Here is a 22,858-nt window from a genome sequence, read left to right as displayed (position 1 = left end):
CGTCAATCATCGACGAGGGTGACGCCAGCAGCCTCAATTTGACGAATTCCTCATACCTCAGGCACTTCCCCTCCCCTAATACACGTGGACACACGTATCCTTAACCTATGTCGAAGCCACAGACTCGAACTCGTTCAGTCACGCCAGTCCAGCTGGTGGCGCTCCTGCTCGCCTTCATCTGCATCTCTGCACTGCTGGGCGTCCTGGGTGCCGGTATCGCGGTGCCTGCCGTGGGATCACTGGGGGTGGCCGCCAAAGCCTCACCATCGATTCTCGAGGGGCTGCCCGAAGATATCGAGATCGTTGCACCGGCTGAAGAGTCGACGATGCTCGACGCCAACAATCAGACGATCGCCAAGTTCTACGACAAGCGCCGTATCGTCGTGCCGTCCGACAAGATTTCCGAAGAGATGAAGCAGGCGATTGTCGCTATTGAGGACAAGCGATTCTTCACCCATCACGGCGTGGACCCGGACGGCATTATGCGCGCCGTTGTGCGTAACTTCTCCGACGATGACGGCATGCAGGGTGCATCGACCATCACGCAGCAGTACGTGCGTAACTCGCTGGTGGAGAAAGGCCTTCTGGAAGGCGACCCTGAACAGATTCACGATGCGACGGTGAGTACACCTGAGCGCAAGCTGCGTGAAATGAAGTACGCGATGAGTCTGGAGCGCCAGATGTCCAAGGATGACATCCTGACCGGCTACCTGAATATCGCACCATTCGGCCCCACCACCTATGGCGTCGAAGCCGCTGCTGACCTGTACTTTTCCTCCCACGCATCCGAGTTGACCATGCCGCAGTCGGCACTGCTGGCGGGCCTGGTGCAGTCCCCGGTCTCCTACAATCCGCTGGTTCACCCCGATGCCGCTCAGGAACGACGTGACATCGTCCTTTCCGTCATGCTCGATCAGGGCATCATTACTCAGCAGGAACACGACGAGGCGGTGGCCACACCTGTTCCCGACATGCTCAACCCGAACGAGCGCCCCCAGGGCTGTGCCGGCGCGGCGACGGGTATGGAGTACTTCTGCGAGTTCGCCAAGCAGCAGTTCCTCGACGATGCAATATTCGGTGAGACCCGCATCGAACGTGAACGCCTGCTGAAGACCGGCGGTATCACGATTCGCACCACGATTGACGCGAATAAGCAGAAAGCTGCGCTGGACGTTGTCAACGGAGCATTGCCACCGGGTAACGGAGTCGACGCCGCGATCGCGTCGGTGGAGCCGTCCAACGGCCACATCGTCGCGATGGCTCAAAATACGCACTTCGGCGCACCCAACGAATCTGATCCAGCAATGACGCAGGTGAACTATTCGGCGGACTCAAACTTTGACGTCGGATCAACCTTCAAGGTATTCACTCTGATTCAGTGGTTCAAGGAAGGTCACGGCGCTTATGAAAGTGTTGGCCGGGGTAACCGCACCTACACGCCGGGTGATTTCCATTGCAACGGCGCCGCGATCGGTGGCTTCGAGCCGTGGACGGTGGGCGACCTGCCCGGCAAGGACGGCTCCCACACGGTCTTGCGCGCCACAGAGATGTCTGTCAACCAGGCATTTGTTAACATGGCGAGCCGCCTCGATTTGTGTGAGATTTTCCAGCGCGCAGCTGACCTGGGCATTAAGGACCCCAATACGGGTGAAGCGCCGGCCGCCCTCCCGTCCAACATCATTGGTTCGACCGGCGCATCGCCACTCGCGATGGCTTCGGCGTACGGCACGCTGGCCAACGGTGGCTCGCAGTGCCCACCGACGGCGCTCCTGTCCGTTTCTGACCGCTCAGAGAATGTCCTGAAGGAATTCAAGCCGTCGTGTCATCAGGTCTTGGATCAGGAAGTGGCTGATAAGGTTGCGACGCTTCTGGGCAAGTCAGCTGCTGAATGGTACGGCCCGCAGGAAGGTATTTACCTGGAGGGTGGCCGCCCGTTTGCCGCAAAGACCGGTACGACTGACTCGAACTCGAACACATGGACCGTTGGCTTCACACCGCAGCTCGCCACCGCCGCGTGGATGGGTCATGCGAACGCATCATCCCAGCAGGTCTCCGATGTGACGGTGGCCGGACGCTACTACTCGGTTCCTTATGGTTCCACGGTTGGCCTGCACCTGTGGATGCCGTACATGAACCTTGCTCTTCAGGGTGCGGAAGTCCAGCCCCTGCCGAACGCCAACCTGAATGGCACACGTCAGGTTCAGAACAACGCCAACTCGAACAACCAGAACCAGAATCGCGACAGGAACGCAGGTAACAACGCGAACTCCTCGTCCACTAGTTTGTCCACCGACGGCCAGGTTGACCTCAGTAATATTGATCTTGACAGTTTGAATCTGAAGCCCGGCGAAAGCATCGAGCTTCCTGACGGCACGATTATTGAGCGAGAGAGATAACGATGAGTGAGTTCAACGCGCGCCAGTCGTTGGCTGCGACGGATCCTCGCATCTTGCTCAATGCGTCCCGTCAGCCATCGGTTCTGCCACCCCGCCTGATCGCAGCGGGCCGCGCGTTGGGCCTGGCCACTGCGACGGTGGCGGGTCTGGGGGTCGCTTCGCTTGCCTGGGGTCAGTGCGAGCGACGATGCCCGACGGTACGGCACTTCTCGATTCCAGTGCCTGCACTGCGCCAGGGCGAAGAGCTGCGCATCCTGCACATCTCCGACCTCCACCTGTATTCCGGTCAGGACTTCCTCGTCGATTTTCTTGACCACGTGGCCCGAACCGAGGATTTCGACATGGTGATGTCGACGGGCGACAACTTCGGCAATGCGACGGGAGCTTCGCTTCTGCGTGAGGCCTACCGGCCGCTGTTGGCTTACCCCGGAGTGTTCGTGCTGGGTTCCAATGACTATTACACGTCGTCGACGTTCCGCCCCTGGACGCACTATCTGCGCCGCGATGCGCACGCCGTTCACGACACGTCCCGCCTGGCGCGTCTGCCGTGGCGCAATTTCGTTCAGGAATTGACGAGGGCGTCCTGGGTTGACCTGTCGAATCGGTACGATCAGCTGACGGTGCGCATGGCGCACGGCGACCGGTCGGTGGCGGTCAATCTGGCAGGTGTTGACGATCCTCACCTTGAACGCGACCGCATGCCGAAGCTGCCGGAAAGATGGGATGATTCGGACACCATCCGCATCGGTGTCACTCACGCACCGTATCGCAGGGTCCTCGATGCGTTCGTTGATCGAGGTGTGGATCTGATCTGCGCGGGACATACTCACGGCGGACAGATCGGGCTGCCCGTGTGGGGGGCGTTGGTGACGAACTGCGACCTGCCGCCGCGCTACGCCAAGGGTGTGCACACGTGGACTCATACAAGCGGCTCGGCTCCGCTGCATGTCAGTGCCGGACTGGGAACCTCCCCGATGGCGCCTGTTCGAATCGCCACGCGCCCCGAGGTGTCGATTCTGCGTCTGGTCAGCGCAAACTGAAATCGGTTGACATCACCTTGAGCCGCATTATGTGTGGGGGGACTTAGATCCTTATTCCTTTTGTTTTAATTTTGTTTCTTGCAATAAATTAACTCTTTATTTTGGTTAATACCGAAACAGTAGAAGAAAAGTAATTCTTTCGAGTAGCGTAGTCGGCGACAATGTTGTCACACTATTAGGAGATCGCGTGAGAAAGCTACATTTTCTTGCATCTTCAGCGTTAACTCTGGGCCTCATAACTTCTATGACAGGTCTAGCCTTCGCTGAACCGTCTGCCGATCTGGCACCCGCGAACCCATCCCCCGTGGTAGGCGTGGATGCAGCAATTCCCTACACTGAATCGGAGCGCGCCCAAAACTGGGAAAAGCTGAAGTTCGGAATGTTTATCCACTGGGGCGTTTATTCGAACTTCGGTGGATATTACAAAGGTCAACGCCAGCCCCTAGGGTATCCGGAACAGATTAAAGCCTGGTCGAAAATCAGCGACGAAGATTATCTTGCTGAAGCAGCACAAATGAATGCGCCTGAATTTGATGCCCATGAATGGTGTCAAAATGCTAAAGACGCTGGAATGAAATACCTAGTTATCACATCAAAGCACCATGATGGTTTTGCAATGTGGGATACCGCAACAACTGACTATAACGTCATTGATAAGACCGATATGGGTCTCGACCCTCTGGAAGAACTGTCGACTGCTTGCGCCGATGTCGGTTTGAAGTTCGGCGTGTACTTCTCCATTATCGACTGGACTAAGCACGAAGCTGAGCCCTACTCGAACATGAACAAGATCCCCGAAAGCATGATGCCCTACATCAAGTCTCAGCTCACTGAGCTGATGACGAAGTACGGCGAAATCGCAGAGGTCTGGTTCGATATGGGCGCTCCCACTGCCGACCAGTCAGAGCGAATGGCCAACTGGGTGCATGAACTGCAGCCCAACGCCATGGTCAGCTCACGCGTGTGGAACAACAAGGGTGACTTCGAAGTCGGTGGCGATAACGCGGTCTTCAGCCAGAAACGCCAGGCACCGTGGGAAGCTGCCCGTTCAACGTTCCCCACGTGCTGGGGATACTGCAAGTGGCCTGAAATTGAAAACAAGCGGCAGAATCCCGCTCAGCTGACCTACCAGATTCAGCACGAAGTCAACAACCTGTTCACAACAGTCGCCAACGGTGGCCAGTACCTTCTGAATATTGGCCCCAAGGGCACCGGCGAAATGGATCCATTCGAGGTCAACATCCTCAAGGGTGTGGGCGAATGGAACAAGGCTCACCCCGCCATTCTCAACGGCTCACGCTACGCCCGTTTCCCACAGGAAAACTGGGGATATGCGGTCGTCAACGACAATGCGGTGTACCTGGGTGTCACCGACGGCTGGGCTCCTGACAAGACCATCCAGTTGCGCGGCCTTTCCTCCACGGTCAAGTCTGTGACAATTGACGGAACGGATACGGAACTTCCGTTCACGCATGAGGGAACCACACTGACAGTCACACTCAAGGGCAATTCCCCTGACGCGAACCTGCCGGTGATCAAGGTTGAAACAGAAGGCAAGCCACTGTACCTGTCGGAGAAGACTGTCACGTCAGATAACGGCACCTTCACCGCAACTGAAGAGAACGCAGAAAGCATGCCGAGCACCCTTGGATACTCAGGGGACGTGTCCCACACCGTGTACCTGACTGCCAAGGACAATGCGGTGATGGATGCCACGGCAACTGTCACGTCCAATGCCCTGAAAGACCAGACGATGTACGCCCTCACTGTCGGGGACACGCGGATGGAAGTGACAGGCGCGCAGCTCAAAGCTGGCGTGGAGATTGGAGCTCTGGCGGCCAATACCGCAACGCCGGTCATGCTGTCACTTGCCAATCCTCCTTACTACGCCACACCGCTGGGAATCGACACATTCCAGATGGACGTGAAAGGCACTGTCACCAAAGTCGTGACCCCCGAGGCGCCAACAGTGGTTCCCGCCGACAAGTGCGGCGTTGAGCAAACGGTGAAGCTTCCAACCCAGGAAGGCGTCACCTACACCACGGAAAAGACCAACTCAACGGTTCACGTCACAGCTTCAGTGGCCAAGGACTACATGGTTAAAGACGGCGCAACCGTGGAATGGGACCTGTCGGTGGCTGCGCAGCCATGCCCTGTCACCCCAGCCAAGCCGGTCACTCCAGGCAAAGTCGAACAGTCCAAGAAGAGCGCGGACGGTAAGTACATCGTCGCCAAGGGAATTGCTCGCACCGGTGCGAACAACCTGACTGGCCTCATTGCGCTCAGCTTCATCGTCGGCGCAACCGCACTCACGGTTGTGTCCCGGAAACGGAGGTGACCTGAACTAACTGCCATCCCTCGCGGGTGAGGTTTCCAGCCGTGTCAACAGCCAGAAGCCTCACCCGCTTCTCCCTTTCATCAGCGCCACGCAAAGGGTGTGACCGAAACTTCAGAGGGATGAGCCACTTAATTTTGTGCACTCTGCTCCCTCGTCGCTATACTTGAACGGTCGCACGGGGTGTGGCGCAGCTTGGTAGCGCGCTTCGTTCGGGACGAAGAGGTCGTGGGTTCAAATCCCGCCACCCCGACCATGTGATGTGTCGGGACATCGTTGACAGTTTGTTGGCGGTGTCCCGATCTGTCTGTATACGGCCGCCTTTCAGTACACTGCCGGCGTTTCCACATCTTGCTGGCCTTTCTGCATCTCACCGCCTTTTTGGGGTTAATGCCCGAAATGTGTGTATGGGGTGGGCGTGTCGCGGGGTGTTTAGTGTCCGGCCCAGCCTTTTTGGGTGTGTCATGACCGCAGATCCTTCGGGCGGGGATGCCACTGCTGTCCTGCCGCGCGCACCAACACGTGCACATACCCCTAGTTCTAACCCCGCCTCGTGCACATACCCCTAGCTCTAACCCCGCCTCGTGCACATACCCCTAGATTTAAACCCTCCACGTGCACATACCCCTAAAAAGTCTTGTAAAAATGCACAATCCCCTAGATTTAACGCGTGAGGCTCGAGGCCGCCGGAAGCTACTGACGGCTGACCTGCGGAAATAGGTTTTGTCCTTTTGGGGTGCCGACTTTAGCTAGGGGTATGTGCAATTCGAGCGTTAAATCTAGGGGAATGTGCACCAAAGCAGGGAAGATCTAGGGGTATGTGCAACGCAGGTAGCCAGCACGTATTTCAATCAAGTCGGCGCTTTGTTCCGCGACGAGGCATCAACGAAACAGAGGAGGAAGCCTCTGGCACGTGGAGGTGAGTGAGCACCGCGGCGTGGCACAATGGAGCTTTCAGATCTTCTGTTCACTGATCGGAGTGTTATGGACGGCATCACCCAGTATCTTGACTATGTTTTTGATCAGGTTGCCGACAGGCACAACCCTCAGGTCCAGGCTACGCGCACACAGATCCACGATCAGATGAGCGAACGGGTACAGGCACTGGTTGACTCCGGCGTTGACGAGGATTCCGCACTGTCAACTGTGATCAGCCAGTTCGGCACGCCAGATGAGCTCGCAGCCTCATTCGGGCTTGAAGCGCTGTCACCCTCGACACCGAAACGCGACGTGGTTCCCGAAGAATTCACCGTGGTGGATCTGCAGTGTGCCCAGCGTGTGCTGGACTATCGCCGCGAACGAGGCCAGCGCATTGCCCTGGCGTCAGCTCTGTGTGTCATCGCATTCATCCCGATCATCGTGCTTGAACTGCTCGCAGGCCAGGACGGTGCCGTGACCGTGACACTCGCGTTGAGCATCGGCGGTGCGGCCGTGATTGTGTGCTTCGCCGTTGCGGCATACCTGTTCATTGCGGATCCGCATCGCCGTGAGTTCTCAGAGTGGAAACGGACCCGCTGGATCGCTGATGCCGAGGCTCGTGCGCATGTTCGTGAGCAGCGCGACCGCTTCACCCCTTCTTTCAGCACGATGACAGTCAGTGGAGCAACGGGGTGTGTCATCGCCACAGTCCTCATCGTATTGACAGGGTTCATTGACCCCGCCCGACTGCCCTACGCTCTGCCGATCTGTTTTGGCGTGGCAGGTGTGATCCTGACGGTTTCCATCTACGTTCTGGTGCGGGCGCAGTCATTCAGGAATGCGCTCAACCTGATCGTCCCGGACGAAACCTAGACGTCAGAGCGCGTATGCGGCAGGTACTCCCACTGCACGTCGATCACGTCCGCAAACCTTTCAATCATCGCCCAGATCGCGTCGGTGCACATTTCGACCGAATCGATCGCATCCTGACCACCTGAACAGATCGCGATCTGAACAGGCTCGTCAGCGCTTCCTGCACCGAAACGCAGCATGGAGGCTCCGCCTCCGTAGGCACCGAACCCCTCGGGCACGCCCTGAGCGGGAGTTTTGCGCGCGAATCCCTCTCTCAATGCGCGCCGCAGGTCGGCGCACACCGTCTCATCACCGTCCGTGACGGTAATGCGGACAAGCATGTTGAGCAGCTGGTTTTCATTTTCCCGGCCATAACCCCAGTCATAGTCGGGTGTCCACGGTTGAGCTGTCATGACGTGTCCTTTCCGGGTGGGGTCACCCTCGTCGATGCTTGTTTAGTCTACGTCGCCAAGGCTGCGGCGGCGGAAGAAAGCGGCGAGGATTCCGCCGGACAGATTGTGCCATACGGAGAAGACGGCTGCCGGCAAAGCGGATTCGGGAGTGAAGAACTGGGAAGCGAGGCCTGCGGCCAGACCGGAATTTTGCATGCCCACCTCAATGCAGGTGGTGCGGGCAACACGCTCTCCGCCTCCGGTGGCCCGCCCTGCGAAGTATCCCAACACGTGTCCGAGGACGTTGTGCAGCATCACGACGAGGAGGACGAACAGGCCAGCATGCACAATGCGATCAGCTGACTTACCGACAACAGCGATCAGCACGTATGAGATACCGAGGACAGACACCCACGGCAGGAACGGCAGCACTTTCTGCACGGAGCTTTCTGCCAGGCGTCGAATAATCAGGCCGGCCAGAATCGGCACAAGGACGATCTGCACAATCGTCTTCGCCATCGACCACGCGTCAACAGGCAGGTATTGGCCGGCCAGCCACTGCGTGAGCAGCGGAGTCATGATCGGGGCAAGCAGAGTCGACACGGATGTCATGGCGACGGACAATGCAACATCACCTTTGGCCAGATAGGAAATCACGTTCGACGCAGTGCCGCCCGGCGCGCATCCCACCAGGATGACGCCCACGGCAAGTTCGGGCGGAAGGCTGAATACCTTCGTCAAGACGACGGCGAGTGTGGGCATGATGACGAACTGTGCAATCACACCGACGATGATGGGGAGCGGACGCTTGACGACCAGGACAAAATCGGATGCCGTCAGCGTCAGGCCCATGCCGAACATGATGACGGCGAGCGCAATGTTGACGCCTCCTGCCAGGCGCGCCGCTGGCCCGGGAATCAGCAGCCCCATGATGAAGGCGATAATGATGATGAGCGGGAAAACGGTCGCTGCGCGGCGAGCCAATCGGTCCTCCGGATTCAGACGTGCCGATGAGTGATCCTGCTGGGAGTCGAGCACGTTGGTAGTGCTCTCATTATTGTGTTCATGGGACATAGATGTACAGTGCTCCACCGCATGCCACAGATGATTCGGCATCTCACCTTTTGGCCGAAGTGTCCATATGGCGACCACGTGCGCCACTTCCGTACACTGATCGTCATGACGAGCCGCCCGACTGACCATCCGCGCATCCGACGCCCGCGTTCTTCTTCGCGCGTGCGCGCACTCATGCGCACCGGCTGGCTGCCTGACCAGCATGGCTCGTGGATGATGACGCTGCTGCCTTTCCTGGTCGGTGCCACGCGCGGAGGCTGGCGCCCTCTTCACCTGCTGGTTCTGGCTGCGTGGATGGTGGCGTTCATGCTCTTTTCTGCGGGAAGCTGGTGGATCCGCTCCCCCAAGCGTCAGCGTTTCGCAGCGGCCACAGGCACGTGGGCCGTAAGCACCGTCCTCCTGGGCGGAGCGTCGGTCCTGTGCGCCCCGAAACTGCTGTCGTGGGCACCGATTTTCGCACCCCTCATCGCGATCGCGCTGGTGCAGAGTCTGCGACGGCGCCAACGGTCCATACTCGCGCGACTGTCGCAGGTATTTGCTTCTGTGTTCATGTGTCCTGTTGCGGTGGATATCTCGACCGCTTTCCGGCGCACACACTGGTTCCCCTGGCAAGGCGGCGAGCTGTGGCCTCAGGCCTGGTGCGCGTGGGCAGCGTTGGCCGGAGTGCTGGTCGGGTCCGTTCTGCATGTGCGCTGCCTGATCCGCGAGCGCGGAAACCCCACTTGGATTGTCGCCTCAGTGATCTGGCATGCGCTGACTGTCGTCGGGACTGCGTGGGCAGCTGCGGCCGGGCAGCTTCATTGGCTCGTACCCTGTGCCTTCGCGCTCGCATTCACGAGGGCGACTTTCATGCCGTGGAAGCATCAGCGCACCACGATTGCCGTGAAATACATCGGGCTGGCCGAACTGGTCGTCATGGTGGCTGTGGGAGCTTCCCTCATGGTGGCGCCTTAGCGGTGGTCTGGCGGCAGGCATCATGAGACCATGTACCTATGAGGTTTCTTGTACGTTCCCTTGCCAATCTGGTCGGAATCTGGGTGTCCACCCTGATCATCAGCTCCGTGAATTTTGCTCCCGAAGCGTCGGTGTGGAAATCTCTGGGCACGATGATTCTGGTGGCTTTGATTTTCACGGCGGTGAACTCACTGGTTCGCCCACTGGTCAAGGTTGTCACCTTCCCGCTGTATATCCTCACCTTCGGCTTGTTCGCACTGGTCACAAACGCGTTGATGTTCATGCTGACAGGATGGCTCAGTGAGCAGGCGAATCTTGGTTTCACGGTTGGAGGCTTCTGGCCGGCAGTAGGTGCGGGTCTGATCACGGCTGTTATTTCCGCTCTTGTTGTCGCCGCGCTGCCACGCAGGTCAGAGTCGTAGCTATTCATCTGCAAAGATGCGGCGAGTGTTGAACAGCTGCGAGGTTGTCACAGTCTGATCGCTCAGGCGCAGTGACTGTTCGCGATGCCTGGACCATTCGCGCACTTCCGGGGGCGCCGCATACGCTGACGGATCATTCAAGGCGTCGAAGGCTTTGGTGTACGGTTCCAGGCCGTGCGGCGTGATGTCCAGCCCCTCCCCGTCCAGCGGTCCGACCAGGTCGCCGTCAAAGGAAACAGTCACCGCATCGTTGACATCCATGTTGGGGGAGCCGTCAAGAGGCGGGACGATGTCGCGCGTATTCTCCATGAACAGGGTGTGGACGCCCTCGGGCATGACGTAATTTCCTGTCGGAGACCCGGCGGTCAGACTGGAGACGACGGTGTACTTGCGCGTCGTGTCCGGGTCGGCAATGAGCTGCGTATTTGTGATACCCGACTGGGAGTGTCCGACGAATTCGACGGGCTCGTCGGGTGCGATCCCCGCCATGTCCATCGCTTCAAGGGTTGCAGCACTCAAGTCGTTATTATCATGGCCGACCGCCTGCAAGTTGCTGAGCATGTCCTGCGGGTTGGTCTGCCCGGGTGTCCACTTTTGCGTACCGCGCACGACGACTGACCATGATCGCTTTGTCGACCCGTCGGGCTGCGGCGTTTCATGTTTGAGGATCTCAAGCTGGCCGAACGTGTCGCTGCCGCTTTCAAGCTGACTGACGCGGCCCAACAGTTCACTACCACTGCGAGGCGTCGGTACGGTGCGGGGTAGGCGGGGAGTTGGCGCATACCTGTTGGATACGCTCACGCCGCTGGCTCGACTCGACGCATTCACCGCACTTCGCGCCGTCAGCCACAGCGGCGGCACACCCGCCAATGCAGCCACACCTTTTTTCGGGATGCTCGGATCAACGACACGGATCTGCGAGGATCGCTGGGGGCGCCCCGATCCTCCCGCGTCACTGATTTGCGAGGTGGTGATTTGCAGGCCTGCCAGCGGTCCCGTCGCGCGCTGCCCGACCGTGAAGAAGAGCTGACTGGCAACGCGTGCGGCGTCAACGGTTTGAGTGCGCGGACTGCCCCACCATGCCTGCTGACCGGCATCGGGACGGAAACCGTACAGATCCCTTCTGGTGGACAGAGAATTCACTGTCGTCCCCAACGTCGCCATGTCGAATTCGACACGGTATCCCAAGGTAGAGTCGCTGCGCATCTTGCCGCTGAATTCATTCGCATACCCGTAGACTTGCTCCGCTGTCAGCCCTGTTGTCAGTGGCGAAAGCGGTGTCCACGACACTCGCCCGTCCATCAGCAGCATGCGTGCGGTGACAAAACGCTGGGCATCACCTTCTGCACTGAGATACTTCATTGCCGCTGCGGTCAGGCGGTTACTCAAAGATTCCAGACGCACAACGAGCGCACTCACAGCAGTCATCGCATCCTCCACCGCGCCGATGAGGAGGCCGGGATCGAACCCCAGCATGACGGCCGAGGACGCCATGAGCTGAATAACCATCAGACTCGCATAACAGTTCTGCGCCGTCTCTTTCGCCATCATCACGCCGAGTGCCGCTCCGATCAGCTCATCTGTGTCAACACTGGTGTGTGCGCTGGTGGTGACAACGGAGTCATAGAAACCTGGGTCTACGCTCTGCTCACTCACGCGTTCCTCCTATCCCCCAACCGGACACATCAATACGGAGTTGCGTGCCGCATCGCCCACAACCTGCTGCGCCCACATCGCATCCGTCACAACGGCGTTGAATTCCCGGCGCGCCAGGTCCGCAGTGGGTCCTTGCCAACTGGGGCATTCGATGGCGCTGAGAGTTGCAACCAGCCCATCCATGTCCTCGCTCACGCTCCACAAGCTCCTCAATACCGCGTCGATTTCGCCGCTCATATGCTGCCTCCTTCACATCAATGACGGTGTCACGGTAGCCAGCCTCATCGCCTCGCGCGCATGCCGTGCGGCCGCCTGTGGATTGGCGAGGGGAGGCGCGCGAACCTGTGGAAAACCTCTCCGCTCCACCATTCGCACTTGACCGAGTGATTGAATACAGTGTGATCACCCCACGCGCATGACTTTTCTTCGGGAGATGACCGGATGTACGTCGATCCCACATCCAACACCAAGGCTTCGAACCTCAGGTGGATTGCGCCCTACTGCCGCCCCGACGTTCCGCGCGTCCTTGCCGCACTGGTGCTGTTCGTCGTCGACAAGATCCTGATCATGCTGGTCCCGATCCTTGCGGGAATGATCGTGGATCTCGTCATCGTTGACCGCCACCTCGATCAGCTCCTGCCCCTGTGCGGCGCGATGGTGGGTGCGACGCTTGTACGCACCTGCGCCCGCTACGGCTACCAGATGCTGATGGAACGCTTCGGACAGAACTCGATTTACCGCCTGGTGTCCGACCAGTACGAAAAACTGCATTCGCTGGATTTCACGTACTTCAACCACACGCGCACCGGCGACATCATGAACCGCCTGACCGCAGACACCGACGCAATCCGGCACTTCCTGTCGTGGGTGACCTACAACGTGGTCGACTGCGTGTGCCTGTTCATCGGCTCACTGGCCGTCATGTTCACGATCGAATGGCGCCTCGCGCTGGCCCTGCTGGCCATCACCCCGTTCCTGGCCTATTGTGCCCGCCAGCTGGCCAAACATGCACGCCCCCTCTTCCTGTCGATGCGTGAATCCCTGGCTCGTCTCAATTCGATGGTGAAGGAAAACATCGAAGGCAACCGCGTGGTCCAAGCCTTCGTGCGGGAACCTTACGAGATCCGCAAACTCGATGAGCACAACGCTGCCGTCGACCCACATGTGTGCCTGGTAGTCGACTGCTCCACAGTTGAGGATCACACGCTGCCCGGACCCGCGCACCGCGCTGATCTCAGCGTCCGTCAGCGCGCGGTAGTACCAGCAGATCGGGTGAAATGACGGGTCATTGATGCCGGAGGCTTCAGATTCGGGCGGGTACGGAACGGTGATTGTGCGATCGAAGATCTCAGCCGGATTGTCACGAGGGCGCTCTCAATGCTCGCTCAGGCCGCGATCCTCATCATCGTATGCGAAGAGCCACTGACCGGTGAGGTCGAGCCACTCCTGGCGGCATAGCTGTGGGTGCTGTTGCGCCACAGTGCGCTCCTCGAAAAACAGATGAACAGAGTCTCGTTCTGATTGTACGGTAAGGATATGGGTACTTTTCGCAAGAGTGATCAGCGACCAGGCAGGATCCTGTACGAGGTGGCCGGTCTCAAGTGGCTGGCTGACACGCCACCCCAGGCTGCGCCCGTTGTGCCGGTGAGCGATTACGGCACGACATGGCTGGAGGAACCCGAGCTGGAAACGACGCGGCCAACCAGGCAGGCTGCCGAGGATTTTGGTCGCGCACTGGCCCACACACATGCGGCCGGCGCACCGAATCTGGGTGCGCCGCCACCGGCCAAAGAGGACGCTCAGGGGTGGATGGGTCTGACGCCCCTGCCGCTCCTGTCCAAAGTCGAAGCACCCACGTCATGGGGCGAGTTTTACGCCGAATATAGAATCCGCCCGTACCTGAAAGCTCAAGCCTTCACCGCAGATGAGCGCGCCACACTCGAAGCTTTGTGCACCAGGCTTGAAAGCGGCGCCCTCGACCATGACCAGCCGAAACTGGTCACAACGCCTGCGGCCCGCACGCACGGGGACCTGTGGTCGGGCAACGTGATGTGGACCCCGAACGGTGCGACGCTGATCGACCCGGCTGCTCAGGGCGGTCATGCGGAGGAAGACCTGGCGGCACTCGCCGTATTCGGCGCGCCCTTCGTGGAGCGGATCTGGGCGGCTTACGACGAGGAATCGCACCTTGCTGACGGCTGGCGCGAACGCATTTCACTGCATCAGCTGCATATGCTTGTCGCACACTGCGAGCTGTTCGGACGCTCCTACGTGCCTGAAACCCTCGCGATCGCGCGGCACTGGGTGGGTTAAGCCGTCAATCCGTCCAGAGCGGCATCAAACTCGGCGTCGATCTCATTGTTGCGCCGATAGGTTGCCATCGACACTGCGACGCTGACCAGAAGGTTGAACACGAATCCGGGGACGATTTCGTACAGGTCGAAGATGCCGCCTGACAGGTTGCCCCACACGGCCACGGTCACAGCTCCGACGATGATGCCGGCACATGCGCCTTGCCAGGTGAGTTTGCGCCAGTACAGGCACAGAATCACGATCGGTCCGAATGATGCACCGAAACCTGCCCACGCGAAGGCCACCAGTCCAAGGATCGTGTCCGAGGGACTCCACGCCAGCACCGCTGCCAGTACGGACACGGCGGCCACGGCCAGGCGTCCCAGTAGTACGCCGTTGGTTTCCGACAGGTCTCGTTTGGACAGTGCTTTGTAGATATCCTCCACGATTGCCGAGGATGTGACCAGCAGCTGCGATGAAATCGTTGACATGATCGCCGCCAGAATGGCGGCCAGCATGAACCCGGCGATCAGGGGGTGGAACATCAGCTGTCCCAGCGTGATGAAGACGGATTCGGGATTCGGCAGCTGTGATTCGTCGTGCTGGTAGTAGGCGACGCCTGCCAGAGCAGTCATACCTGCGCCGATGACTGCCAGAGCCATCCAGCCGATGCCGATGCGACGCGCAGCCTTTGCTTGCGCGGCTGAGCGCAGCGCCATGAAACGCACGATGATGTGGGGTTGACCGAAGTAGCCCAACCCCCATGCCAGTGCGGAGATAATGCCTATCACGGCCGTCGCGCTCAGCGTCCCGCCCGATGGATGCAAAATGGTGGGATCCACGCGCTTGATGGTCTGCACCATCGGGCTGAAGCCGCCGACGTGAATAATCGCCACGGTCGGCACCAGAATGAGCGCACCCACCATCATGAGGCCCTGAACAACGTCCGTCCACGATACTGCAAGGAAGCCGCCCACCAGGGTGTAGAGCACAACGATCCCGGCCACCAGCGTCATGCCCAGGCGGTAATCCATACCGAAGGATGATTCAAAAAACGAGCCGCCGGCTACCATGCCTGATGACACGTAGAAGGTGAAGAACACCATGATGACCAGACCGGCGACGATGCGGATCACGTTGTGAGGGTCTTTGAGGCGCGAGGACACGAACGACGGCACAGTGATCGAGTTGGAGGAAACCTGGCTGTATGACCTGAGCCGAGGAGCTGTGTACTTCCAGTTCAGCCATGCGCCGATCGTCAGGCCAACCGCGATCCAGCCGTTGATCAGACCTGTCGCGTAGATTGCGCCGGGCAAACCCATCAGCAGCCAGCCCGACATGTCGGATGCGCCGGCCGACAACGCTGCCACACCTGGGGACAGCGACCTGCCACCCAGCATGTAGTCGTCAAGATTGCTCGTCCGGTTGTAGGCCAGCAGGCCGAGCATAATCATGGCGACGAAATACACAATCATCGCGATAGCCTGATACGTCATTTCACTCATTATGGCCCCCTTCGGTCTCGAGGGAAAAGAACAGCATCAGGCTACGTGATGATGTGAGGTAGTCGTCTCCTAGAAGGCTCCCAGCGGGATGGCGATAACGATGACGCACAGCAGCGCGACCACCGACAGGATCGTTTCCATCAGCGACCACGTTTTGAACGTCTCACCCACCGTCATGCCGAAGTATTCCTTGACCAGCCAGAACCCAGCGTCGTTGACGTGTGAGAGGAACACGGATCCGGCGCCGATGGCGAGCACCAGCAGTGCAGCGGCAACGGGTGAAATGTCGGCTGCCATAGGTGCCATGATGCCGCCAGCGGTGATCGTGGCAACTGTGGCCGAACCCGTGGCCAGACGCACGGCGACTGCCACCAGCCAGCCGGCGATCAGGATCGGCATTCCCATCTGCTCAATCCACTGGGCGATGACCTCGGCAATACCGGATTCGACCAGCGTTTCCTTGAAACCGCCGCCGGCACCGACAATGAGGAGGATGGATGCGACCGGGGCCAGCGAGGAGCCCACGATGTTGGTGACTTCCTGTGTGGTGCGGCCGCTCATGCGCCCCAGAACGACAATCGCATACAGCACGGTCAGCAGCAGCGCCACGATCGGTTCACCGACGAATGTCAGCAGTTTGAAGATGATGGAGTCCTCGTGCCCCATCATCACCATTTCGACCACGGTGCGCAGCAGCATCAAGATCACGGGCATCAAAACTACGGAGATTGCCACACCGAATGATGGGCGGTGCCCTTCGCGCTTTTCGGTTTCAGAGGCATCGCCCAGGACACTGGCGGCTTCGCGCGGCACCCACTTGACCATCACCTTCGCCGCCAGCGGGCCGGAAATGATGACTGTGGGCACAGCGACGAGGAGGCCCAGGCCGAGTGTGATGCCGATATTCGCATTCAGTGCGTCAATCGCGATGAGTGGCCCGGGGTGCGGAGGCACGAGTCCGTGCAGTGCCGACAAGCCAGCCAGTGCAGGAATCCCGACCGCTACGACCGGCAGTTTGGCGCGGCGCGCAACGAGCATGACCACTGGGATCAGCAGCACGATGCCGACTTCAAAGAACAGCGGGATACCGACGACGAAGGCGACCAGTGCCATAGCCCACGGCAAGCGGTGCGGAGCTGTCTTTTCAAGGACAGTGTCAACGATCTGGTCAGCGCCGCCTGAGTCGATCAGGAGCTTGCCGATGATGGCGCCGAATGCGATCAGGACGCCCACGCCACCGACGGTGGATCCGACGCCCTTGGTAAATGCGGTGAACGTGTCGGTCAGCGGGATGCCTGCAATCAATGCGAGGACAGCGGATCCGAGTGTCAGCGCGAGGAATGGGTGCATTTTGCGCCAGACGATCAGCACGATGATCGTGGCGATACCGGCCAGTGCCGCTACCAGCAGCTGCGCCACACTGTCCGTGTGTTGCACACCGTCCGCGGCTCCTGCCATGGGGATGAGAATCTGATTCATCGGTTTGGCCCCTTAATCAATCAGACCCTGCTCGCGCAGGGCATTCACTGTGGCATTGAAAGTCTCGTCGATATCTCCAAGGGCGGAGATCACTACGCCGTCCTCGTCACTTTCGAGGTCTTCGAGCGTGGCAAACTGTGAAGGCAGCATATTGGGCTTCATGAAGTGGTCACGGGTCGCCATGCGCTCTCGGATGACATCTTCCGGCACTGTCAGATGCACGAAAAAGACGCGTCCTTGCGATTCGCGCAGCAGGTCACGATAGCTGCGTTTCAACGCGGAGCAGGTGACGATCGTTGATTGGCCATTTCTGGCGTGATCGCTCATCCAGTCGCGTATCGAACGCAGCCACGGCCAACGGTCCTCATCGGTGAGCGGTGTGCCCGCACTCATCTTGTCGATATTCGCCTGGGGGTGGAAATCATCCGCCTCGGCTGCTGGCCATTTCAGGAAGTCGGCCATCTGCTGAGCTGCAGTGGTCTTTCCGCATCCGGCAACTCCCATGAACACCAGGTGCACTGCCTCGTTACTCATCTTCCTCCACCCCATTGTCTGTGAACAATCGTTCAGAACTAGCCTACTGATTCTACTGTTCTTGCAACGATTAAACGTGTGAATTGCGGGCAATACGTCGATTCGGTGCGATTGCGTAGAATAAGGCCATGAGCGATACGTGGTCAACTCTTTTCAATCCGGAATCCGGCTATACCGACCTTGCAGTGGACACACCCCTGTCCCCTCTGGATGGGCGCTACCGCGCAGCCGTCGCCCCTCTGGCAAACACGCTGTCTGAGGCAGCGTTGAACCGTGCGCGCGTCCATGTGGAAGTTGAATGGCTCATCTACCTGATGGACCACGAGGTTCTGCCCGGCGCTCCCACACTGACCGATGCGGAACGCGCCTATCTGCGCCGCCTGGCCGTCGATTTTGGGCCGGAAGACATTCATCGTCTCGCCCGCATCGAAGCTGAAACGCGCCACGATGTCAAAGCGGTCGAATACCTGATCAAAGAGCACTTGGATCAGGCGCCAGACGAGCTGGGAGATTCCACCTGTCTGCCGGACCTGCACGAAGTGGTCCACATTTTCTGCACCTCCGAAGACATCAACAACCTCGCGTACGCGCTGACTGTCGCCGCGGCTGTCACACACACGTGGCTACCGGCAGCCCGCCAGCTCATTGAGTCACTGCGTGCCATTGCGCGCGACGGTGCCGACGCGCCGATGCTGGCACACACCCACGGTCAGCCCGCCACTCCCGTGACAATGGGCAAGGAAATGGCGGTCTTCATTCACCGCCTGAACCGTCAGATCGACCGCATTGAGAAAGCCGAATACCTCGGGAAGATCAATGGTGCGACCGGCACGTGGGCGGCACACATGGTGGCCGTTCCCGGTGCCGACTGGCCGGCGCTCGCTCAGGGATTCGTCGAGTTCCTCGGCTTGACATGGAACCCGCTGACCACGCAGATCGAATCGCACGACTGGCAGGCCGAGCTGTACTCGGACGTCGCCCGTTTCAACCGCATCGCGCACAACCTGGCGACGGATTGCTGGTCGTACATTTCGATGGGCTACTTCCACCAGAACCTTGCTGCCCAGGGGTCTACCGGCTCGTCCACCATGCCCCACAAGGTCAACCCGATCCGCTTTGAAAACGCCGAAGCGAACCTGGAGATTTCGTGCGCGCTCTTCGACACGTTGGCGGCCACACTGGTGACATCGCGCATGCAGCGCGACCTGACGGATTCAACCACGCAGCGCAATATCGGTGTCGCTTTCGGACATTCGCTGCTGGCACTGGATAATCTGGTGCGCGGCCTGGCCGGACTGGACATCAACCGTGAGCGCATGGCTGCTGACCTGGATCAGAACTGGGCTGTGCTGGGTGAAGCCGTCCAGCAGGCGATGCGCGCTGCTTCCATTGCGGGCGCAACCGGCATGACCAACCCGTATGAGCGCCTCAAGGAGCTCACCCGCGGGCACACAGTCGGCGCCGACGAAATGCGCACATTCATCGCCGGCCTGGGATTGCCGGGTGAGGTCGAACAGCGCCTCCTGGACCTGACCCCCGCCACCTACATTGGCCAGTCCGAAAAGATGGCGGGCTGGGAGTAGTCCGTCCACGGTTTACGGCCGCCAGGCAGGGTCAGCGTCGGGTGCGCCGAAACGCGCATACAGGGCCGAGGGTGTCGCGGTTTCCTCGCTGAACCCAACACTGGTGACGTCGCATCGCACTTCGCCTGCTGAATCCGTGACGCAGGCGCGCACCGCCACGGGAGCCAGCTCCGGGTTGTCCCATGCGCACCGCACCGCATCCTCGAGCTGTTGGCGCGCCTGATCTTCACTGTCGTCATCACACACGATGCGCATGTCAATCAGAGGTGAACGGCCGAACCCTTCGTGCACACGCACATCCAACGACAGGTGCGCTCCCATCATGTCCGGCATGCGCTCAGTCAGCCACTGCTGCACGCGCTGCCCTCGACCCGCCCGTTTCGGCGGTTTAAGAACATCCAGCGCGGCGCTGACCCCCCGCGCTCCGGCGGTGAGCACACTGATCAGCACAGGGTTGTCGATCTGTGGCAGACGGCCGCGTCGCCCTCGTCCATGCCCCTTATTGACGGGGGTGGGTGAGCCTTTTCCTTTACGTCTGCGCATGTGTCCTCCTCAACCTTGAAAAGTCGATCAATGGGTTGGGCTGCCACTGCCAGTCACTGCCCACCAGGTCAGTTTCGGGTGCGTCGAGCACGACGTACTGGTCCCACGTCGACTCTTCGACGGTTTCGAGTACGTCCTGCCACACCTCATGGAATGTGGTGTGCACGGATTCCCCCTCGCGCGGCAGGAATTCCTGCAGGCGGTCCACGCATTCCGAGGGGTATCCGTGTCGCACGACGCTGGCTCGCCGCTCCAGCAGACGCACCGTGTCGGTGTAGATCGTCGATGAATGCGCGTAGTACAGCGGCGACTGACGCGGCCGCACCAGGGTTCGGTGGATCGTCACCCGCTGGTCGGGGGTCAGTGCGGGTGTGCCGTCCAGGGCTGGAATCACGTCCTGGTCGTGAGCAATCGACACCATCGTCACATCGGGGCGAATTTTGATGCGCCGGCATGGTGATCCCATCGTCATCACGCCGCTCACGCGCATACCCGCCTCATCCGGGTCCATCGACGCCAGGGCTGCTGCCACCATGCCGCCCTGAGAGTGGCCGCAGATCAAGACGCGTTCGGCCGGCCAGTCATCCTGGTCCACACCGCTGCGTCGCATCGCTTCATGCACCGCCTTGACCGCTCCGATCCGCACGGCTGAAGGCAGGAAGAGGACTTCGCGGATATTCGATTCCGTGTCGGCAGGGTTCGGAGTCGATGTCGGGTCAAGGTGCATGGTGCCGGGAATGGCCACGATCCAGCGTCGCGCGTCGCCCTCGCCCACGCGCACCACCTTGACCATCTGCCCCATCGACCCGCAGTAGTACATGTCGTCGATGTCGGCGGCGATGTCACCCAGTGACGAGGGTGGCTGCGTTCTGCGCAGTTGCGGTGTGGGGTGGCCGGGCGGAACGGTCGGCGTACCGTCGTCACTATCGAGGATCACCGCAGTGTGAACCGCTCCGCCACGAAAATATCCGGTCGCTGTGCCAACAGTCAGTGCGATCACCATCAACGCTTCATATCCGCGACGCGGAACCAATGGCAGCATGGCGCGCGCTCGGCCGTCGCAGTCGGTGTGCGTGGCGATCCGCGCCTTCAGATACAGTCGGCCAGCGTCGGCCACGCGGCGCGCAGCAGCGGCTCCTGCCCGCACCAAAAGCGTGTCCAGGCCCGGTTCATCGAAGAAGATCCGCTGGAAGCGTTCAAGTATTTCCGACCCCATGCGCTCGGAGGCGACCCTCAGCACTTTCTGTGCATCCTTCGGCACGAAGCGCGCATCGGAGAGCAAGTCGGCACCGGCTGCCAGAGCAATGGCCGGAATCATCGGCACGAGTTTCATGCGCACGTAGGTCGGCGGATAAGACTGCGGCACACGTTTGAGTGGATACCACCTGTCTTCGCTGCGACCCATATGTGTAGTCTGGCACGTCCCATTTATTGATGCCTGCCGAATCGTACAATGGGGTCAGGCTACGAATTCAAGGAGAATCATGCTCATTCTGATCGATCACGCCAATATTGACCTCATTCGTGAGACTCTCGATTACCTTCCCATCGACGGCGTGACTACGAACCCCACCATTCTGGCGAACGAGGGAGGCGACCCGCTGGAGGTTCTCCGTAAAATCCACTCGGTTTTGCCGGAAGGCTCGCAGCTGCACGTGCAGGTCGTGTCCCATGATCGCGAATCCATGGTGGCCGAGGGGCGCGCGCTGCGCTCGGAGTTCGGCAAGCACCTGCATGTCAAGATTCCGGTCACCCATGAAGGCTTCGCCGCGATCAACATGCTGGCCTCGGAAGGTATCCCGGTCACGGCAACGGGCGTCCACTCCACCCTGCAGGGCTTCATGGCTGCTCAGGCCGGTGCGCGCTATGTTGCGCCGTATGTGAACAGGATGGATAACTTCGGTATCAACGGTGTGCGTGTAGCAACCGAAATTCATCAGATCCTGCGCACCCATCACCTGCATGCGGATGTGCTGGCCGCTTCCTTCAAGAACTCCGATCAGGTGCTGCGCCTGGTTGAGGCCGGTATCGGCGCAATCACTGCCGCTCCGTCCGTGCTGGCTGCGTTGGTGGCCAACCCGATCACGGATGTGGCGATCGCCGCTCAGGATGCTGATTTTGCCCGCCAGGTCGGCGGCGAGGAGACCTTCAGTGATCTGATTGCTCTGGCTCACCAGCGTGACCAGCAGTCGCTCAAGGTCGCGCAGCCTGAGCTGTAACCTTTTTCCTTCACGCGCGCCGTGACCGTCAGTGGTCGTGGCGCGCGTTTTACTATCGGCGCACCCCTTGACACTAATACCCCCTAGGGGTATTGTTGTGCTGGTAGACCTGAGAGGAGACCTCAATGCGCGGATACTCGGCATCAACCCAGCAGTACCTCACCCGGCTTCGCCGTATCGAAGGTCAGGTGCGCGGCGTCCAGCGCATGGTCGAGGAGCAGGACTACTGCATTGACGTACTCACGCAGATATCTGCCATTCAAAGCGCCCTTGATTCAGTCGCCCTCGGCCTCGTTCACGACCATCTGGGCCACTGCGTCCTCGACGCCGCCAAGCACTCTCACGAAGCTGGCGAAGAAAAAATCACCGAAGCGATCAACGCGATCGCACGGCTCGTCAAATCCTGAAAGGACTCATCATGGCACTCGATCGAACTGTTGAACTCTATGTCGACGGCATGACCTGTTCCCACTGCGTCGCATCCGTCACCGAAGAACTCAAAGAGGTCGAAGGCGTATCCAACGTGGAGGTCATTCTCAAGGCCAACAAGACCTCACTGGTCACCGTCCACACGCAGACCGGCGTAGATGACGACGCCCTCAAAGATGCCATCAGCGAGGCCGGATACACGCTGACTGAAATCAAGCGAGACTTCTAAGGAGCT

21 protein-coding genes and 1 tRNA gene are annotated in these 22,858 nt (G+C 59.7%); 13 read left to right on the top strand and 9 right to left on the bottom strand.

Annotation, left to right across the window (positions count from 1 at the left end):
- Positions 1-107: 107 nt before the first annotated feature.
- The 5 genes from AC1EJZ_RS01235 (at position 108) to AC1EJZ_RS01215 (ending at position 7,562) form a co-directional block, all read left to right on the top strand.
- Positions 108-2,396 carry a transglycosylase domain-containing protein gene (locus tag AC1EJZ_RS01235; RefSeq protein ID WP_070725301.1) on the top strand — a complete coding sequence of 763 codons (2,289 nt, stop codon included), beginning with the start codon at positions 108-110 and terminating at the stop codon, positions 2,394-2,396.
- 2 nt (positions 2,397-2,398) lie between these two features.
- Positions 2,399-3,436, top strand: a complete 1,038-nt coding sequence (locus AC1EJZ_RS01230) for a metallophosphoesterase (RefSeq protein WP_480293811.1) — start codon at positions 2,399-2,401, stop codon at positions 3,434-3,436.
- 244 nt (positions 3,437-3,680) lie between these two features.
- Positions 3,681-5,774 (top strand): alpha-L-fucosidase, encoded by a 2,094-nt coding sequence (locus tag AC1EJZ_RS01225; protein WP_058237483.1) that lies wholly within the window; start codon positions 3,681-3,683, stop codon positions 5,772-5,774.
- 176 nt (positions 5,775-5,950) lie between these two features.
- Positions 5,951-6,027 (top strand) — tRNA-Pro (locus AC1EJZ_RS01220).
- A 689-nt stretch (positions 6,028-6,716) separates the two neighbouring features.
- Complete coding sequence (locus AC1EJZ_RS01215) at positions 6,717-7,562, top strand: hypothetical protein (protein ID WP_070725510.1); 846 nt, start codon at positions 6,717-6,719, stop codon at positions 7,560-7,562.
- On the opposite strand, the gene AC1EJZ_RS01210 is transcribed toward AC1EJZ_RS01215, so the two are convergent.
- Positions 7,559-7,954 carry a hypothetical protein gene (locus tag AC1EJZ_RS01210; protein ID WP_058237485.1) on the bottom strand — a complete coding sequence of 132 codons (396 nt, stop codon included), beginning with the start codon at positions 7,952-7,954 and terminating at the stop codon, positions 7,559-7,561. The two genes, AC1EJZ_RS01215 and AC1EJZ_RS01210, sit on opposite strands and share 4 nt — an antisense overlap.
- Positions 7,955-7,996: 42 nt before the next feature.
- Positions 7,997-9,007, bottom strand: a complete 1,011-nt coding sequence (locus tag AC1EJZ_RS01205; RefSeq protein ID WP_480293810.1) for a bile acid:sodium symporter family protein — start codon at positions 9,005-9,007, stop codon at positions 7,997-7,999.
- A gap of 105 nt (positions 9,008-9,112) precedes the next feature.
- Between AC1EJZ_RS01205 and AC1EJZ_RS01200 the strand changes: the two genes are divergently transcribed.
- Positions 9,113-9,961 (top strand): YwiC-like family protein, encoded by an 849-nt coding sequence (locus AC1EJZ_RS01200; RefSeq protein WP_480293809.1) that lies wholly within the window; start codon positions 9,113-9,115, stop codon positions 9,959-9,961.
- Between the two features lie 38 nt (positions 9,962-9,999).
- Complete coding sequence (locus AC1EJZ_RS01195; protein WP_092648928.1) at positions 10,000-10,383, top strand: phage holin family protein; 384 nt, start codon at positions 10,000-10,002, stop codon at positions 10,381-10,383.
- On the opposite strand, the gene AC1EJZ_RS01190 is transcribed toward AC1EJZ_RS01195, so the two are convergent.
- Together AC1EJZ_RS01190 and AC1EJZ_RS01185 are read right to left on the bottom strand one after the other, a co-directional pair.
- Positions 10,384-12,039 carry a hypothetical protein gene (locus AC1EJZ_RS01190; RefSeq protein ID WP_480293808.1) on the bottom strand — a complete coding sequence of 552 codons (1,656 nt, stop codon included), beginning with the start codon at positions 12,037-12,039 and terminating at the stop codon, positions 10,384-10,386.
- Between the two features lie 9 nt (positions 12,040-12,048).
- A complete protein-coding gene (locus tag AC1EJZ_RS01185; RefSeq protein ID WP_058237490.1) occupies positions 12,049-12,276 on the bottom strand; it encodes a hypothetical protein in 228 nt (75 codons plus the stop codon).
- 204 nt (positions 12,277-12,480) lie between these two features.
- Between AC1EJZ_RS01185 and AC1EJZ_RS01180 the strand changes: the two genes are divergently transcribed.
- Together AC1EJZ_RS01180 and AC1EJZ_RS01175 are read left to right on the top strand one after the other, a co-directional pair.
- Complete coding sequence (locus tag AC1EJZ_RS01180) at positions 12,481-13,320, top strand: ABC transporter transmembrane domain-containing protein (RefSeq protein ID WP_480293807.1); 840 nt, start codon at positions 12,481-12,483, stop codon at positions 13,318-13,320.
- A 255-nt stretch (positions 13,321-13,575) separates the two neighbouring features.
- Positions 13,576-14,352, top strand: a complete 777-nt coding sequence (locus tag AC1EJZ_RS01175) for a fructosamine kinase family protein (RefSeq protein ID WP_480293806.1) — start codon at positions 13,576-13,578, stop codon at positions 14,350-14,352.
- Here the strand turns inward: AC1EJZ_RS01175 and putP are convergent.
- The 3 genes from putP to AC1EJZ_RS01160 all read right to left on the bottom strand — a co-directional run bounded on the left by putP (position 14,349) and on the right by AC1EJZ_RS01160 (position 17,849).
- Positions 14,349-15,836 carry a sodium/proline symporter PutP gene (gene putP, locus AC1EJZ_RS01170; RefSeq protein ID WP_480293805.1) on the bottom strand — a complete coding sequence of 496 codons (1,488 nt, stop codon included), beginning with the start codon at positions 15,834-15,836 and terminating at the stop codon, positions 14,349-14,351. The two genes, AC1EJZ_RS01175 and putP, sit on opposite strands and share 4 nt — an antisense overlap.
- Positions 15,837-15,905: 69 nt before the next feature.
- Positions 15,906-17,315, bottom strand: coding sequence for a GntP family permease (locus tag AC1EJZ_RS01165; protein WP_058237494.1), 1,410 nt, complete (start codon positions 17,313-17,315; stop codon positions 15,906-15,908).
- 12 nt (positions 17,316-17,327) lie between these two features.
- Positions 17,328-17,849, bottom strand: coding sequence for a gluconokinase (locus AC1EJZ_RS01160; RefSeq protein ID WP_058237495.1), 522 nt, complete (start codon positions 17,847-17,849; stop codon positions 17,328-17,330).
- A 128-nt stretch (positions 17,850-17,977) separates the two neighbouring features.
- Here AC1EJZ_RS01160 and purB point away from each other — a divergent pair, with 128 nt between their 5' ends.
- Positions 17,978-19,432, top strand: coding sequence for an adenylosuccinate lyase (purB, locus tag AC1EJZ_RS01155; protein WP_480293804.1), 1,455 nt, complete (start codon positions 17,978-17,980; stop codon positions 19,430-19,432).
- Between the two features lie 12 nt (positions 19,433-19,444).
- On the opposite strand, the gene AC1EJZ_RS01150 is transcribed toward purB, so the two are convergent.
- Together AC1EJZ_RS01150 and AC1EJZ_RS01145 are read right to left on the bottom strand one after the other, a co-directional pair.
- Positions 19,445-19,975: a hypothetical protein gene (locus tag AC1EJZ_RS01150; protein ID WP_480293803.1), complete on the bottom strand. Its 531-nt coding sequence runs from the start codon at positions 19,973-19,975 to the stop codon at positions 19,445-19,447.
- The gene (locus AC1EJZ_RS01145; RefSeq protein ID WP_480293802.1) at positions 19,962-21,380 is read right to left on the bottom strand and encodes an alpha/beta hydrolase; all 1,419 of its coding nucleotides are present in this window, start codon (positions 21,378-21,380) and stop codon (positions 19,962-19,964) included. The genes AC1EJZ_RS01150 and AC1EJZ_RS01145 overlap by 14 nt, the downstream gene beginning before the upstream one ends.
- Before the next feature lie 79 nt (positions 21,381-21,459).
- Here AC1EJZ_RS01145 and AC1EJZ_RS01140 point away from each other — a divergent pair, with 79 nt between their 5' ends.
- The 3 genes from AC1EJZ_RS01140 (at position 21,460) to AC1EJZ_RS01130 (ending at position 22,852) form a co-directional block, all read left to right on the top strand.
- Positions 21,460-22,194 carry a transaldolase family protein gene (locus AC1EJZ_RS01140; RefSeq protein WP_285015923.1) on the top strand — a complete coding sequence of 245 codons (735 nt, stop codon included), beginning with the start codon at positions 21,460-21,462 and terminating at the stop codon, positions 22,192-22,194.
- Between the two features lie 125 nt (positions 22,195-22,319).
- The gene (locus tag AC1EJZ_RS01135) at positions 22,320-22,601 is read left to right on the top strand and encodes a metal-sensitive transcriptional regulator (RefSeq protein WP_058237500.1); all 282 of its coding nucleotides are present in this window, start codon (positions 22,320-22,322) and stop codon (positions 22,599-22,601) included.
- 11 nt (positions 22,602-22,612) lie between these two features.
- Positions 22,613-22,852 (top strand): heavy-metal-associated domain-containing protein, encoded by a 240-nt coding sequence (locus AC1EJZ_RS01130; RefSeq protein WP_058237501.1) that lies wholly within the window; start codon positions 22,613-22,615, stop codon positions 22,850-22,852.
- Positions 22,853-22,858: the final 6 nt, after the last annotated feature.

The sequence above is a fragment of the Pauljensenia sp. C0170B5 genome (assembly GCF_056590195.1).
This window is presented reverse-complemented; position numbering and strand designations above follow the sequence as displayed.